General features: G+C 70.3%; 13 protein-coding genes. 8 read left to right on the top strand and 5 right to left on the bottom strand.

What is annotated here, in order from left to right; translation table 11 throughout:
* Nucleotides 1-32: 32 nt before the first annotated feature.
* Nucleotides 33-3377: a sensor domain-containing protein gene (locus tag B5D37_RS08775; protein WP_078758337.1), complete on the bottom strand. Its 3345-nt coding sequence runs from the start codon at nucleotides 3375-3377 to the stop codon at nucleotides 33-35.
* Between the two features lie 116 nt (nucleotides 3378-3493).
* On the bottom strand, nucleotides 3494-4657 hold the full coding sequence (locus B5D37_RS08770; protein ID WP_078758336.1) for a PAS domain-containing sensor histidine kinase: 1164 nt from the start codon (nucleotides 4655-4657) through the stop codon (nucleotides 3494-3496).
* Between the two features lie 182 nt (nucleotides 4658-4839).
* On the opposite strand from B5D37_RS08770, the gene B5D37_RS08765 reads away from it, so the two are divergent.
* The 6 genes from B5D37_RS08765 (at nucleotide 4840) to B5D37_RS08745 (ending at nucleotide 11156) form a co-directional block, all read left to right on the top strand.
* Nucleotides 4840-5379, top strand: a complete 540-nt coding sequence (locus tag B5D37_RS08765) for a hypothetical protein (protein WP_078758335.1) — start codon at nucleotides 4840-4842, stop codon at nucleotides 5377-5379.
* 64 nt (nucleotides 5380-5443) lie between these two features.
* Nucleotides 5444-6115, top strand: a complete 672-nt coding sequence (locus B5D37_RS08760; RefSeq protein WP_078758334.1) for an SDR family oxidoreductase — start codon at nucleotides 5444-5446, stop codon at nucleotides 6113-6115.
* Nucleotides 6116-6181: 66 nt separating this feature from the next.
* A complete protein-coding gene (locus tag B5D37_RS08755) occupies nucleotides 6182-6754 on the top strand; it encodes a DUF6630 family protein (RefSeq protein ID WP_078758333.1) in 573 nt (190 codons plus the stop codon).
* Between the two features lie 118 nt (nucleotides 6755-6872).
* A complete protein-coding gene (locus B5D37_RS14820) occupies nucleotides 6873-7142 on the top strand; it encodes a hypothetical protein (RefSeq protein WP_159447369.1) in 270 nt (89 codons plus the stop codon).
* Nucleotides 7024-8016 (top strand): efflux RND transporter periplasmic adaptor subunit, encoded by a 993-nt coding sequence (locus B5D37_RS08750; RefSeq protein ID WP_159447368.1) that lies wholly within the window; start codon nucleotides 7024-7026, stop codon nucleotides 8014-8016. Before B5D37_RS14820 ends, B5D37_RS08750 begins: the two co-directional genes overlap by 119 nt.
* On the top strand, nucleotides 8016-11156 hold the full coding sequence (locus tag B5D37_RS08745) for an efflux RND transporter permease subunit (protein ID WP_078758331.1): 3141 nt from the start codon (nucleotides 8016-8018) through the stop codon (nucleotides 11154-11156). Before B5D37_RS08750 ends, B5D37_RS08745 begins: the two co-directional genes overlap by 1 nt.
* A gap of 23 nt (nucleotides 11157-11179) precedes the next feature.
* Here B5D37_RS08745 and B5D37_RS08740 read toward each other — a convergent pair whose 3' ends face one another.
* Together B5D37_RS08740 and soxR are read right to left on the bottom strand one after the other, a co-directional pair.
* Nucleotides 11180-11884 carry a glycosyltransferase gene (locus B5D37_RS08740; RefSeq protein ID WP_078758330.1) on the bottom strand — a complete coding sequence of 235 codons (705 nt, stop codon included), beginning with the start codon at nucleotides 11882-11884 and terminating at the stop codon, nucleotides 11180-11182.
* The gene (gene soxR / locus B5D37_RS08735; RefSeq protein ID WP_078758382.1) at nucleotides 11881-12327 is read right to left on the bottom strand and encodes a redox-sensitive transcriptional activator SoxR; all 447 of its coding nucleotides are present in this window, start codon (nucleotides 12325-12327) and stop codon (nucleotides 11881-11883) included. Before soxR ends, B5D37_RS08740 begins: the two co-directional genes overlap by 4 nt.
* Nucleotides 12328-12411: 84 nt before the next feature.
* Here soxR and B5D37_RS08730 point away from each other — a divergent pair, with 84 nt between their 5' ends.
* Entirely contained in the window at nucleotides 12412-13785 is a 1374-nt protein-coding gene (locus tag B5D37_RS08730; RefSeq protein WP_143814220.1) for an MFS transporter, read from the top strand.
* A gap of 1 nt (nucleotide 13786) precedes the next feature.
* On the opposite strand, the gene B5D37_RS08725 is transcribed toward B5D37_RS08730, so the two are convergent.
* Nucleotides 13787-14161, bottom strand: a complete 375-nt coding sequence (locus B5D37_RS08725) for a YciI family protein (protein ID WP_078758329.1) — start codon at nucleotides 14159-14161, stop codon at nucleotides 13787-13789.
* Nucleotides 14162-14301: 140 nt separating this feature from the next.
* Here B5D37_RS08725 and B5D37_RS08720 point away from each other — a divergent pair, with 140 nt between their 5' ends.
* Nucleotides 14302-14739, top strand: a complete 438-nt coding sequence (locus tag B5D37_RS08720; protein WP_078758328.1) for a YciI family protein — start codon at nucleotides 14302-14304, stop codon at nucleotides 14737-14739.
* Nucleotides 14740-14775: the final 36 nt, after the last annotated feature.

Raw genomic sequence — 14775 nt, 5'->3', positions numbered from 1 at the left:
CGGCGCGTTTTTTTTGGCACCCGGCCTGCCCGTCAGCCGGCAGCCAGTGCAGCCGCGTCACGGGCCAGCAGGTCGTCCAGCTGGCTGGCCGAACCGGCGGCGCCGAACATCAGCCCCTGCATGCCGGTGCAGCCGGCGGCGACCAGCGCCCGGTACTGGGCCTCGTTGGCGACGCCCTTGGCGACCACCCGCTGGCCCATCGCCTGGCCGATGCCCGCCACGGCACGCACCACCGCCGCGGCCGCAGGGTCGTCGTCGAGGGCATCGACGAAATCCCGGTCGATCTTCAGTGCGGCAAAGCCCATGCCGGCCAGCACGCCGAGGCTGGACTCGCCGCTGCCGAAATCATCCGCGGCCACGCCGACCCCCATCTCCCTGAGCGCGGCCACCAGCGCCTGGCCCCGCGCGCCCTGGGCGAACAGCTGGGCACTCCTGAACTCGATCTCGAGCCAGCGCGGCTCCAGGCCGGAAGCATCCAGAGCCGAGCGCACCTGGGCGAGCAGGCGGTCGGCATCGAAGCGGGCCAGCGACACGTTGACCGACACCGGGATCGGCGCAATGCCGCGCGCCTCCCAGTCCTGCTGCCATTGGCGGCATTGCCGGCACGCCTCGGTCAGCACCCACTCGTCGATCTGGCCGATCAGGCCGGTCTCCTCCGCCACCGGGATGAATTCCTCCGGCAGCACCACGTTGCCATCGAGCTGGCGCCAGCGCACCAGCGCCTCGACCCCGCCGATGCGGCGTTCGGGCAGGTGGAACTGCGGCTGCCAGGCCAGCAGGAAGTCGCCGTTGGACAGGGCAATGCGCAGGTCGTGCTCGGTGCGCATGCGCTCTTCGGCGCTCGCGCCGGTCCGGTCGGTGAAGTAGCGGTAGCGGCCGCGCCCGGCTTCCTTGGCGTGGTACAGCGCCGCGTCGGCCTGGCGGGTGATGGTGCGGATGTCGCGGCCATCCTGCGGGAACAGGGCGATGCCGATGCTGGCCGACACCGCCAGCTCGTGGCCGTCGACCATGATCGGCTGCTCCACGGCCTCGATGAGTTTTCCAGCCACGCGCGCGGCGTCGCGGGCGTCCGCCAGCCGCACCAGCAGCAGCACGAACTCGTCACCGCCCTGGCGGCTGACGGTGTCGTCCTCGCGCACGCAGGCGCGCAGGCGCGATGCCACTTCCTGCAGCACGCGGTCGCCCACCGGATGCCCGAGGCGATCGTTGATCGGCTTGAAGTGGTCCAGGTCCAGGTACAGCAGCGCGCCCTTGTAGCCGCGGTCCATCTGCGCCAGCGCCTGCGACAGCCGGTCCTGCAGCAGCACGCGGTTGGGCAGCCCGGTGAGGTGGTCGTGCAGCGCCTGGTGGGCCAGGCTCTGCACCTGGGCCTGCGACTGGCTGACATCGTGCAGCACCACCACGCCGCCGTTGGCCTGGCCGAAGCGGTCGCGGGTGGGTGCCGCGGCTTCGGACACCGCGATGCGCTCGCCGTCGCGGCGCAGCAGCAGCTTGTGGTCATCCTGGCGCATCGGGGTGTTGCGCTTGACCGCCATGCCGAGCAGCGAATGCAGGGGCGCGTCTTCGGCGTCGACGAAGCGCAATACCTCGTCGCAGGGTTTGCCCAGGACATCCTGCATGGGCCATCCGGTGAGCTGCACGGCGGCCGGATTGAAGACCGTGACCCGGCCGTGGAGGTCGCAGGCGACGATGGCATCGCCCACCGCCGCCAGCGTGGACTCGGCCTGGGTGCGGGCTTCGGCGGCCAGCTGCTCGATCGCCAGCTCCGGCTCCAGGTCATGCACCGCGACCAGTGCCTGGAAGCCGCGGGCGGCGCGCACCGGGGCGATGCGCAGGGTCACCGGAAAGCTGCTGCCGTCGGTCCTGCGCGCGTGCAGGCCGAGGTCGCGGCCGAGCACCTGGGGCTCGCCGCTGTCATGGGCACGGGTCAGCGCGGCACCCAGTGCCGCCTCGGCTTCCGGCTCCAGCCAGGCGGAGGGCGGCTTGCCCAGGAGGGACGCTTCGCGGGCCCCGAGCAGGGCGAGGATGCGGGGGCCGGTACGGATGGCGCCGCCGGCGGAGTCCAGCACGAGGCCCGGATCGGCCGAGGCCGAGAGCATGGCGTCCAGGCCGCGCTCGTGGTCGGCCTTCCAACTGGCGTCCTGGGCGAGCAGGTGCACGCCGTCAATCGGTCCGGCCTCGGAGAACCGTGGCTCGATCCGCGCGTCGAGGATGCGTCCGTCCGACAGCGTGATCTGCTGGCGTTGTGGCAGGCCCGCCATGACGTGTCGGATCGGTGCGGCAAAGCGGGCGGCATCTTCGCCGTAGACCTCGTGCAGGGAGCGCCCGATTACCTCGGCCGCGTCCCGGCCCAGCCAGCGCAGGTAGCTGTGGTTGGCGAAGCGGTGGCGGGTCTGGCCGTCGAGCGTCGCCACCAGGAAGGGGCTGTGTTCGGTGACGGCCCGCAGGTGCTCCCCGGTGCGGCGCAGGAGGCTGTCGGATGCACGGCGCTGTCCGGCCAGGAGGGCGAGCGGCAGGGTGGCGATGATCGCCAGCAGCGTCGGCAGTACCAGGCCCTCGGGCGGCAGCGACAGGTTGATGCCGGGGATCACGGCGACGACGGCCACCGTCACGGCGATGCCGGTCGCGAGCGCGGTGGCCGCGCGGGGCCCGAGGCGAGGCGCCAGCACCACCATCGGCAGCAGGGCCAGGACCAGCAGTTCCGGCCGCCATCCGAGCACCAGCGGCACCGGCAGCCAGGCCAGCACCGCCTGCGCGCTGCCGGCATACGCGGGTGGGTCCTGTCCCTCGCCTTCGTCGCCACACCAGGCCAGCACCATTGGAACCACCGGCAGCAGGCCGAGTGCAGCGCCCAGCCAGGTGGGCCACAACCCACCCTGCCAGTCGGTCGAGGGCGTCGCCCCCGGCAGCCACGCGAGGGTCGCCACCCAGTCCAGCAGCGCCAGGCCCAGCGGGACGACCACGCTGGCGGCAAGCAGGGTCCATGCAAGGGGTGCGACGTCACCCGCAGTGCGTGGATCGATCCTGCGGCCGCGCAGCAGCGCGAAGGTGGCGATCGCGCCGAGCGCGGGGCCGGCGCCCAGCAGCAGCGCGGGCGCGACCGAGGTGGGTATCAAGGCAGAGCCGGGATCGGGAAGCCAGCCGGCAGCGTGTGCGATCCAGGCGGCCGCCGTGGCGGCGACTGCCCAGCCAGTGCCAGCACGGCGCAACAGCAGGAGGGCCAGCAAGGCAGCCGCGCCGATGCCGGCCGCCATCGCCCCCACCCAGCCGCTATCCGCCCACTGCCGCAGCAGGCCCAGCGCGAACAGCAGCAGCGCGACGGCAACAATCGACGACAGGCGCCAGGCCATGCTGGTGGCAGCCCCCTCAGTCCTCATTGGCTCTCCTCCACGACCGTCAATTGTTAACGGCCGGGCGTTCAGGAACTGTGCGCGGGTCGGTAAAGCAGAGCACGGATAGCGCCATTCGCCACGGTTGCGGGGTTTCGGCGCGCTCAGCCGGCGCCGATCAGCGGCAGCCTCACAACGAACTGGCTGCCATGGCCGGCGCCGTCGCTGCGGGCCTCCACATTGCCGCCGTGCAGTTCGACGATGTCCTTGACCAGTGCCAGGCCAATGCCGAGCCCGGCGTGGGCCATCGGCGTGGAGACCTGGGTGAACATCTGGAAGATGCGCTCGCGCATGTCCGCGGCGATGCCGATGCCGTCATCGGCGACGCGCACCGCCAGCCAGGACCCCTGCACCGTTGCCTTGATCCAGATGTGGCCACCGTCGTGGGTGTACTTGATGGCGTTGCCCAGCAGGTTGACGAACACCTGCTGGAGCCGCAGCCGGTCTCCCAGCAGTTCGATCGGCTCGCCGGGAGGCAGCAGCAGGTTGAACTCGCGATCGGGATCGGCGGCGCGTTGGCGCGCGGCTTCCATCGCCTCCTGCAGCAGCGACCCGAGGTGCAGGCGCTCGGGTCGCAGCTCCAGCTTGCGGGCGCCGATGCGGCTGGCGTCCTGCAGGTCGTTCACCAGCCGCTCGGCGAACTCGACATTGCGCGACAGGATCGCCAGCGTCGGCGTGACCCCTGTATTTCCGCCGGCCTGACCTCCGCCCGGCTGATCGCCGCCGGCCTGCTTCTGCAGGAGGTGCGCGGCCATGCCGATCGACGCCAGCGGGTTGCGCAGCTCGTGGGCGATGGTGGCGATGGCGGTGGTCTTGTTTTCGTTCGCCTCGGCCATGGAGGCCGCCCGGTTGCCCAGCGTGTCCAGCAACATCTTCATGTCGGTCTGGTTGCGCAGGATCTTGGTGAAGCCGATCACTTCGCCGTGCTCGTCGCGCAACGCCAGCAGCAGCCCGGACGCCCAGAACCGGGCGCCATCCGCGCGCTGCATCCAGCGGTTGTCGTCGGCGACGCCGTGGCTGGTCGCCACGTTGATCTCGTGCTGGGGAATGCCCAGGTGGACGTCTTCGGGTACGAAGAAGCGGTCGGTGAGGCCGCCGACGATCGCGCCAGGCTCGGCGCCGAGGATCTTGGTGGCGCCGGGGCTTGCCCAGGTCACCCGGCGATCGCCATCCAGGTGGAGGATGGCGTGCTCCAGCGACTGCTGGGCGAACGCCCACAGCATGTCCCTGGCGGTTGCCTCGGCTGCCGGGTCCGGCGGCTTATTCATGATGCGCTACGGCAAACATGCGGCCCAGTCTGCGCACCGGCCCATGATCGTCGGATCAAGGCCTCCTGCAGCGGCTGGGCGTCTTCACAAAACGTTGACATACGCCGTACCCGACCGTACGCTCGCGGCCGGCCGGCGCGGGGGGAATGCGCCGGCCGAATCCATTCCACAGGGGGAAGGCAATGATCAGCTTCAAGATGAAGCCGGAGAACCACGCGATCCTGTCGCGCTGGTCGAAGAAGTTCTTTTTCATCGTGTTCGTGGTGGCCGCCGGCTACCTGATGTTCCTGGGCGTCGACGGCTACCGTCAGGCCAGTTCGATCCTCGGCGACCACACCGTCGTGACCGTCCCGGTCGAGCTGGTCGACATCACCGAAGAGCGCGGCCGCAAGGGGCGCACCAAGCTGATGTACCACTTCGGTTACAGCTTCGATGCCGCTGGCAGCACCCACGAAGGTGCCTTCACCACGTCCGAATCCAATGCCGATCCGTACATGGGCGAAGACGTCACGTTGGCGATCGCCTACTCCAATGCTGATCCGTCCCGGTTCGACCGGCTGGAGAAGCTGGAAGGGCAGGCCGGGCTGGGGAGCCTCGCCTTCCGCATGCTGGTCGCGCTGCTGGGTGCTGCCTTCCTGGCCGCCGTGATGCACCTGCTGCTGGTCGCCAAGCTGATCGTGCCGCGCCAGCCGGCAGCACCGGAAGCGGCGCCCGCCGCGTGATTGCACCTTGATCAGGGCGGTCTTCGTCGCCATGCCTGTTGTTCCCACGAACAAGGAGCATCCGATGAAGACCGTCCTGATCACCGGCGCCAACCGCGGCATAGGGCTGGCGCTGGCCCGCCGGTTCACCTCGCGCGGCGACACCGTCATCGGCGTGTGCCGCAACGCCAGCAAGGACCTCGAAGCGACCGGCGCCCGGGTGGAAGCCGGGATCGACGTGACCGATGGCCAGGCGCTGGCGAAGCTGGCCGGGCGCCTGGGTGATACCCGCATCGACGTGCTGGTCCTCAACGCCGGCATCCTCGGCCGCGAGAAACTGGGCGAGATCGACGAAGACGGTTTCGAGAGCATGCGCCGCCAGTTCGAGGTCAACGCGATCGGCCCGCTGCGGGTGGCGCAGGCGCTGCTCGGGCAGATGTCCGAGGGCGCGAAGATCGGCATCGTGACCAGCCGCATGGGCTCGGTGGCCGACAACGGCTCCGGTGGCGCCTATGGCTACCGGGCTTCCAAGGCCGCCGTGAACGCGGTCGGCAAGTCGCTGGCGCTGGACCTCAAGCCGCGCGGCATCGCGGTGTTCCTGCTGCACCCGGGCTACGTCGCCACCGACATGGTCGGCGGTACCGGCGACGTCTCGCCGGAACAGTCGGCCACGCAGCTGGTCGAGCGCCTGGATTCCCTGTCGCTGGAGCAGAGCGGCACCTTCTGGCACGCCAACGGCAGCGAACTGCCCTGGTGACCACGGCGCGGCGGCAAGCCGCCGCGTATCCTGCGCGCGTACCGTCCGCCCACCGAGGATGATCCGATGAGCCACTCCCGAGACGGCCATTCCGACGACGCATACGATCCCGACGACAACTTCGCCCACGCCGTCCACGACGGCGCCGAGGTCGACGAGGATGCCGACATGGATGCCGAGGCAGTGGTCTGGCAGGTGTTGCTGCTGGTCAACCCCGGCGATGAGGACGCGGCGCTGCAGCAGTTCGGCGTCTTCCAGGAGGCCTGGGCGGACGCCGGCGGTGGCGATGAAGGCCTGGAGCCGTTGCTGCTCGATGCGATCGAGTGGAAGGCCGGCTTCCGCGTCGGCCCCGACGACACCGCGGCGCTGGTCGACAGCATCAACGAACTCTCCGCGCGCTGGAACCTGCATGTCGAATGGGGCGTGGAAGACCCCACCGACGCGGAGTTCCTGGCGGCGGCTGAGGTGCCTTCGCTGCTCGGCGTCGCCTACGACCGCCTGCGCGAGCACGGCTACACCGTGTGGACGTGGGAGACGGCCGGCGGCGACCACGCCGGTTGGATCACGCAGGCACGCGATGACGAGGCCATGCGCATCCTTGCGCCGGCACTGGGCATCGACGCACAACCCGCGGGGTAGTGCTCACGTGACGGCCACGGTGGGGCCACGAAGCTGTCGCGCTTGACTGCGCCACGCCCGCGCTTGAGGCACCGTCTGCACGGTGCTCCAATGATCCGACCCAGCTCAGGGAGCCTCCATGCCGAGCAGCAAAGGACTGATCCGATTCGCAGCGCTCACGCTGGCGGCTTGCCTCGCCGCCTGCGGTGGAGAAGAGGCCGAGCCCGCACAACAGGCTGACGAGGCCCATCCGGTGGTGTTCGAACCGGCGGCCGAGGTGGTGCTGCCGCGTGTCGGGTCCGCGCCGGCCGAAGTACTCAGCTCCAACGAGAGCGAACTGTCGGCGGACATCTCCGCGCGGGTGGAAGCGGTGGTGGAGGACGTCGGCAGTACCCGTCGAGCAAGGTGAGCTGCTGCTCCGGCTGGACGACCGCGACTACCGCCTCGCCCTGGAGCAGGCGGGTGCCCGCGCCGCCGCGGCGCAGGCGCGCCTCGACCTGGCGAACTCGCGCCTGTCGCGCGCGCGCGAACTGCTGGCCGAACGCTTCGTCTCCGAGGACGAGGTGCAGGCCCTGCAGGCCGAGCGCGACAGCGCCGCGGCGGAACTGCGCGTGGCGCGGGCGGACCGGGCGGTGGCCGAGCGCAACGTCGCCAAGACCCGCATCACCGCGCCATTCGACGGTGCCGTGGTGGAGCGTTTCGCCCAGGTCGGTACGCTGGCCGCTGCGGGTACTCCGTTGCTGCGCATGGTCGCGTCCGAAGGGTTGGAGGTGGAAGCCTCGGTGCAGGCTGCCGACGCGGCAGGGTTCGCGGCGGCTTCCGGGCATGTCTTCGAACATGCCGGCGAGGAATATCCGGTCACCCTGTTGCGCATGGTCGGCGTCGTCGACCGGACGGCGCGTACCCAGGTCGCCCGGCTCGGCTTCGATGGGCTGGCCGCGCCCGTGGGCAGCGCCGGTACCTTGCGCTGGGAGGCGCCGGGCCAGCGTTTGCCGCCGGACCTGCTGGTGCTGCGCGAGGGCACGCATGGCTTCTTCGTCGTCGACGCCGATGTCGCGCGCTTCGTGCCGGTGCCGGAAGCCCAGCCCGGCCGCGCGTTCCAGGTGGAGCTCGCCCCCGATACCCGGGTGATCGTGCGGGGGCAGCAGGCGCTGGAGGACGGCGACCCGGTGCGCGAGGCGGCCCGCGACGAAGAGCCCGGCGTCGGCAGCGGCGATGCCCCGGCGGCGGATGCCGGTGAGACCCGCCCGGCAGATGCGACGGGTGGCGGAGCCGGCGACTGATGCGTTTCGCCCGCTCGCTGATCAGCAACCATCCGCTGGCGAACATCCTGTTCGTCACCGTGATCGTGCTGGGCGTCCTGGCCTACCTGCGGATGCCACGCGAGCAGGATCCGGAGATCAACTTCAACTGGATCAACATCAACACGGTGCTGCCGGGTGCCAGCGCCGAGGACGTCGAAGAGAAGGTCACCAACCCGCTGGAGGACGCCCTGCGCAACGTGCAGGACGTGCGCTGGGTCATCAGCTCCTCGCGCGAGAGCGCGTCCAACATCATCGTGCGCTTCCACGACATGCCCGAACGCGAGTTCGACAAGCGCATCAACGACGTGCGGCGCGAGGTGCAGAACAAGGCCAACGCCGAACTGCCGGCGGAAGTGGTGGATCCGGAGATCCTGGAGATCACCACCTCCAGCGGCTTCCCCACCGCGGTGGTGGTGCTGACCGGCCAGGCCGACGACGAGACCCTGCGCTACGCCGCCCGCCAGGTGCGCGACGACCTGGAGCAGATCACCGGCGTGGACCGGGTCATGGCGTTGGGCTTCCAGGAGCCGGAGATCCAGGTCGACTTCGACCCCGCCGCGCTGGCGGCACGCGGGCTGACCGCCACCGCGGTCTCCGATGGCCTGTCCTCCTGGTTCCGCGATGTGTTCGCCGGCACCCAGAAGGCGCGCGACGGCGAGTGGCTGGTACGCGTCAGCGGCACTTCGCCGGACCCGGAGCAGGTCGCGCGTTTCCGCGTACGCGCACCACCGGCGCCGGCCGGGACTGCGGGTGCCGGTGGCGCGGGGACCACGACATCGAGCGGAGCCAGCGGCGGCTCGGTGCCGATCGATGCGTTCGCCGAGGTGGTGCGCGGGCGCGAGAAGCCGCGCCAGCTCGCGGCGACGGGTGGACAGCCGGCGGTGTACCTCACGGTGTCCAAGGTCGGCTTCACCAATACGCTGGACCTGGTCGATTCGATCCGCGACTACATAGAGGAAGAGAACGTCGCGCTGGAGGGGCGGGGGCTGGAACTGCTGCTCGCCGACGACCAGACCATCGCCACCCGCGACGCGCTGGGCGTGATGCAGACCAACGGCCTCATCGGCCTGCTGCTGGTGCTGGTGGTGTGCTGGCTGTTCCTGGGCAGCCGCATCGCGGCGATGGTGGCGCTGGGCGTGGTGTTCTCGATCACCGGTACCTTCGCCATCCTGCAGGCCAGCGGCTCCTCACTTAACGTATCGGTGCTGCTGGGCATCGTCATCGTGCTGGGCATGCTGGTCGACGACGCGGTGGTGGTGGTCGAGGCGATCTACTACCGCATCCAGCGCGGCATGGACACGCTGGATGCGGCGCTGGAAGCGCTGTCGGAGGTCGGGCGGCCGGTGATCGCGGCGGTGGCGACCACCACTGCCGCGTTCCTGCCGTTGATGCTGCTGCCGGGCATCGTCGGCAAGTTCATGTTCATCATCCCCTTCGTGGTGACGGTGGGGCTGGCGGTGAGCCTGGTCGAGGCGATGTGGATGCTGCCCGCGCACGTGCACGCACTGGGCCGGCATTCCATCAGCCAGTCGCGCACGCAGGCGCTGCGCGAACGCTATACGCGGTGGGTGCGCCTGAACTACGCGCGCCTGCTGGTGCGGGTGATGCGCCGGCCGCTGCCCTGGCTGGGTGGCGTGGGCGCGCTGTTCCTTGCCGCGGTGCTGGCGATCGCGGCGGGCGCGGTGCGGGTGGAGTTCTTCGCCTTCGATCCGCTGCGCGTCTACTACGTCAACGTCGACATGCCGCCCAGCGCCAGCATCGAGGACACCATCGCCCAGACCCAGCGGGTGGAGGCACGGGTGCGACGCAACCTGCAGGAGGGCGAGGCACGCTCGGTGGTGTCGCTGGCCGGCACCAAGTTCACCGAGACCGAGCCGCTGTACGGCGACCGCTACGGGCAGATCACCGTCTCGCTCAATCCCGAAGACGAGGAGATGCGCAGCCTCGACGAGATCATCGACGGCATGCGCGAGGACGTGGCCGCGACCCCGGGCGAAGCCGAGATCTCTTTCCTGCGGCTGTCCGGCGGGCCACCAGGCGGGCGCGGGCTCAACGTCAAGGTGCGGGGTGACGACCTGGCCCAGCTGCGGGCGGCGGCCAACGAGGTCCGTCGCCTGGTGTCGGAGATCCCCGGCACCTTCGAGATCACCGACGACGATACCCCCGGGCGCGACGAGCTGGAGCTGGAGGTCGACGTCGACGCCGCGCACCGCGCCGGGCTGGACCCCGGGGCAGTGGCGCGACTGGTGCGCCTGCACCTGGATGGCGAGGTGGTGGCCGACCTGCGCGACCGTGGCGAAAAGGTCGAGTTGCGGGTGCGGGCCGAGCCGCGGCCGGCGCTGGAAGTATCGGACATCCTGTCCGACCCGATCGCGCTGCCCAACGGCGACACCACCACCCTCGGCGCGCTGGTGCATCCGGAGGCGCGCAAGAGCCCCGGCATGATCCGCCACTGGAACCTGCGACGGGCGATCACGGTGGAGGCCTCGCTGGACCCGGAGCAGGTCAACACCGTGCAGGCGACCGAGCAATTGCGCGCAGCGTGGGACGAAGTGCGCGCCGACTACCCCGGCATCGACCTCGACTTCTCCGGCGAGCTGGACGACATCTACGAGTCGCTCAACGCCATGGGGCCGCTCGCGCTGGTCGGCATCGGCCTGATCTACCTGATCCTGGCGGCGCAGTTCCGCAGCTATTTCCAGCCACTGCTGATCCTGGTCACCGTGCCGCTGGCCTTCATCGGCGTGACGCTGGGCCTGTTGATCACCCGCAACCCGTTGTCGCTGTACACGATGTACGGGGTGATCGCGCTGATCGGCATCGCGGTGAACGCCGCCATCGTGCTCATCAGCGCCGCCAACGACCGCCGCGAGGCAGGGATGCGCACGCTCCACGCCACCATCTTCGCTGCCCGCCGACGCGTGATCGCGGTGCTGATGACCACCGCGACCACCATCGCCGGGCTGTTCTCGCTGGCGTTCGGGATCGGCGGCAAATCGCTGCTGTGGGGGCCGGTGGCCTCCAGCATCGTGTGGGGGCTGGCGTTCTCCGCGTTGCTGACGCTGTTCGTGGTGCCGGTGCTGTACCGCTATTTCATGCGCCGGCGCCACGGCAACTGATCGGGTCCCCTCGCAGTTTCCGCTCAGTTCTCGTCGCGCCGCTCGCCGTACCAGAACTCCAGGTTGCGACGGGACCTGAGCAGGCCACGCCCGCCCAGCAGGAAGCGGGAAAAGAAACGCAGTTGCTCCCACCAGGAAAAGGTCCGCAGCTTGCGGGCGGAGGTGGTGACGTGCTCGCGGAGCACCACGAAGCGACCATGCCGGGCCAGTGCCCGGCTCATCGCGACATCTTCGCCGGCGAAATAGCCTTCGTCGAAACCCCCGGTGGCCTCGTACGCGGCGCGGGTGCAGAACACGAAGCAGCCCGGGGCGATGCGCACCATGCGGAACAGCAGGATCGACAGGTCCTGCAGCCAGCGCTCGTGGCGCTTGAGCCGTCCGCCCAGCCGCACCGCGGCGCCCCCGCCGGCGGCGCCGGCATCGAGCGCCGCCAGTGCGGCCAGGACGACCGGCGGCTCCAGCAGCGTGTCGGCATCGACGAAGAACAGGCGCTCACCCTTGGCTGCGGCGGCGTCTGCGTTGCGGGTGGCGGCGATGTGGCGGTGTCCCACCCGGAGGAGGCGGGCGCCGGCTTCGAGTGCCCGCTCACCGGTGCCGTCGGTGGAGGCGTCGTCCACCACGATCACCTCGCAGGGCTGCCCGAGCTGCTCGATCACGCAATCCAGCGCGGCCAGGGTCGCGCCAATCAGGCGGGCCTCGTTGTGGGCGGGAATGATGAAGGAGATCACCGCCCCGCATCCCGTGGCCAGCGCTGGGCGCCCTGTCCGCGCTCGGCAAGCGCATCGGCCGGATTGGCCAGCCGGCAGCGCTTCATCGATACGCATCCACAGCCGATGCAGTCGTCCAGGGTGTCGCGCAGCTTGATCATCTGCTCGATGCGCTGGTCCAGCTCGCCCCGCCAACGCCGCGACATCCGCGCCCAGTCGGCGCGGGTGGGGGTGCGGCCATCGGGCAGGGTCGCCAGTGCCTCGGCGAGGGTGGCCAGGGGAATGCCGACGCGCTGCGCGGCGCGTATCACCGCGACGCGGCGCAACGCATCACGCGGATAGCGCCGCTGGTTGCCCGGCGTGCGCCGGCTCTGGATCAGCCCGCTGGCTTCGTAGAAGTGCAGTGCCGACACTGCCACGCCGCTGCGCCGCGCCAGTTGTCCCACGCTGAGTTCGCTCGGCAGGGCCACGGGGCTTGACCTCAAGTTTGGTTGAGCTTCTATGCTCCTTCTCAACCGCGACAACGTCAATCAGCGACAGGGAGTTTCATGGACATGCAGGTTGCAGCGGCGGTGCCGACGGAAGGTCCCTTCGCCCGCCGCTACCGCGCGCTCAGCATCGGCGCGGTATCGCTGGTGGCGCTTTACGCGTTCGAATCGCTGGCCGTCACCACGGCGATGCCCACCGTGGCCGCGGCGCTGGACGGCCTGTCGCTGTATGCGATGGCGTTTGCCGGGACCCTCGTCTCCAGCGTGGTGGGCATGGTGGCGGCGGGACGCTGGGCCGACCGCAGCGGGCCGCGCGTGCCGCTGGCCCACGGCGTGGCCTGGTTCGCGTTCGGCCTGGTGGTGGCGGGGCTGGCGCCGGCGATGTGGGTGCTGCTGGTGGGCCGGATGGTGCAGGGCTTTGGCGGCGGCCTGATGTCGGTGGCGCTGTACGTGGTCGTCGGCCGGGTCTATCCGCCGGCGTTGCGGGCGCGGATCTTCGCCGCCTTCGCCGCGGCCTGGGTGGTGCCGGCGATCGTCGGCCCCGCGATCAGCGGGCTCATCGTCGAGCACCTGGGCTGGCGGTGGGTGTTCCTGCTCTTTCCACTGGTCGCCGGTGTGGCGGCGCTGATGGTGCTGCCCGCATTGTGCGGGCTCGGCCCGCTTCCGGAGCCGGACCCCGTCGCAGGCGACCGCCACCGCATGGTCTGGGCGGTGGTCGCGGCAGCCAGCGCGTTGCTTCTCCATCATGGCGGCCAGCAGCGTGGCTGGGTGGCAGCCGCGTTGCTGGCCTTCGCGGTGGCGGGCCTCCTGTTGAGCATGGTGCGCCTGCTTCCGCCGGGTACCCTGCGCGCCGCACGTGGCCTCCCGACCGTGATCGCGCTGAGGGGCATCGCAGCGGCGGCGTTCTTCGGCACCGAGGTCTTCCTGCCCCTGTTGCTGTCGCGCGAGCGCGGCCTGTCGCCCGCGTGGGCCGGCGCGGCATTGACCATCGGTGCGCTGGGCTGGTCACTGGGGTCGTGGAACCGCGGGCGCATGAAGGACCCGTCGCCGGCGCGGGTGCTCCAGGCGGGCATGGCCCTGCTCACGCTGGGGGTGGCCGGGGCCGCGCTCGCGGTGATCCCGGCGATGCCGCTGGCCGTGGCGATGGCGGCCTGGGTGGTCGCGGGGCTGGGCATGGGCACGGTGTTCCCGAGCCTGTCGGTGCTGACCCTGGAGCTGTCGCCGCCGGCCCGGCAGGGCGTCAACGCCTCGGCGCTGCAACTGTGCGATGCGCTGTTCACCGCCGCGATGCTGGCGGTGGCGGGCTCGATGTTCGCCGCACTGCTGGAGCGCGCGCCGCTGGCCGCCTACCTCTCCGGGTTTTCGATGACCGCGGCGCTGGGCCTGCTCGGCCTGCTGCTGGCCGGGCGTGTGCGGCCAGCGGATGCCGGGTGAGTCAGGCGCCGACGCGCTGGCGTACCGCAGCCATGTCGCGCACCGGCCGGACCTCGATGCAGCCGGTGCTCGCCCATGGAAACTCGGCGGCGATCCGGACTGCTTCGGCCATGTCTTCGGCTTCGATCAGGTTGAAGCCGGCCAGCACTTCCTTGGTCTCGGCGAACGGCCCGTCCACCACGGTGGTCCTGCCATTTCGGATGCGCACCGACTTTGCCTTGCGGGCGGATTCGAGCTGTTGCGACTGCACCAGGCAGCCTCCTTCGCGAAGCTCGTCGGCATGGACGAAGCACTGGTGCATGCGCTTGTCGAATTCACCTTCGGGCAGGGCATCCAGGGCTTCGTCGTCGTTGTAGACCAGCAGGAGGTACTGCATCGATCGGCTCCGGGAGGGACAGGGAGGCGAAACCATCGCGCCTGCGGCACCGCGATGCAAGCGTCTCGTCTGTCGACATTGTCGAATTGCGCTGCGCCCGCTCGTCGAGAAGACAGCAACCACAAGCAAGGAGGTGTGTGATGAGGGTGATGGTGATGGTGAAGGCGACCGAAGCCTCCGAGGCCGGTGCGATGCCGAGCGAAGCGCTGCTGACGGCGATGGGCCGCTTCAACGAGGAGCTGGCCAAGGCCGGGGTCCTGCTGGCGGGCGAGGGGCTGCATCCGAGCCGAAAGGGCGTGCGGGTGCGCTTCATCGGCAACTCGCGGACGGTGGTCGATGGCCCGTTCGCGGAGACCCGCGAGCTGGTGGCCGGCTACTGGCTCTGGCAGGTGCGTTCGCTCGACGAAGCCGTGGAGTGGGTCAAGCGCTGCCCGAAGCCGCACGAAGGCAATTGCGAGATCGAGATCCGGCCGGTGTTCGAAGCAGACGATTTCGGCGAAGCGATGACGCCCGAGCTGCGTGCGCAGGAGGAACTGCTGCGGTCGGCGGGGCTGGGCGCGGAAGCAGGCGCCCGCTAGGTGCCCGTGGCAAGGCGACTTGTTTCCGGTTCGCGC

It is taken from the genome of Lysobacter spongiicola DSM 21749 (genome assembly GCF_900167055.1).
Classification (GTDB): domain Bacteria; phylum Pseudomonadota; class Gammaproteobacteria; order Xanthomonadales; family Xanthomonadaceae; genus Novilysobacter; species Novilysobacter spongiicola.
The sequence above is the reverse complement of the archived record's forward strand: the minus strand, read 5'-3'. Positions and strand labels throughout refer to the sequence as shown.

What these genes read in the sequence shown, in the direction of transcription:
- B5D37_RS08720 (WP_078758328.1), top strand. Translation starts at nt 14,302, where the DNA reads ATGAGGGTGATGGTGATGGTGAAGGCGACCGAAGCCTCCGAGGCCGGT.
- B5D37_RS08765 (WP_078758335.1), top strand. Translation starts at nt 4,840, where the DNA reads ATGATCAGCTTCAAGATGAAGCCGGAGAACCACGCGATCCTGTCGCGC.
- B5D37_RS14820 (WP_159447369.1), top strand. Translation starts at nt 6,873, where the DNA reads ATGCCGAGCAGCAAAGGACTGATCCGATTCGCAGCGCTCACGCTGGCG.
- B5D37_RS08770 (WP_078758336.1), bottom strand. Translation starts at nt 4,657, where the DNA reads ATGAATAAGCCGCCGGACCCGGCAGCCGAGGCAACCGCCAGGGACATG.
- B5D37_RS08745 (WP_078758331.1), top strand. Translation starts at nt 8,016, where the DNA reads ATGCGTTTCGCCCGCTCGCTGATCAGCAACCATCCGCTGGCGAACATC.
- B5D37_RS08725 (WP_078758329.1), bottom strand. Translation starts at nt 14,161, where the DNA reads ATGCAGTACCTCCTGCTGGTCTACAACGACGACGAAGCCCTGGATGCC.
- B5D37_RS08760 (WP_078758334.1), top strand. Translation starts at nt 5,444, where the DNA reads ATGAAGACCGTCCTGATCACCGGCGCCAACCGCGGCATAGGGCTGGCG.
- B5D37_RS08730 (WP_143814220.1), top strand. Translation starts at nt 12,412, where the DNA reads ATGGACATGCAGGTTGCAGCGGCGGTGCCGACGGAAGGTCCCTTCGCC.
- B5D37_RS08755 (WP_078758333.1), top strand. Translation starts at nt 6,182, where the DNA reads ATGAGCCACTCCCGAGACGGCCATTCCGACGACGCATACGATCCCGAC.
- B5D37_RS08775 (WP_078758337.1), bottom strand. Translation starts at nt 3,377, where the DNA reads ATGAGGACTGAGGGGGCTGCCACCAGCATGGCCTGGCGCCTGTCGTCG.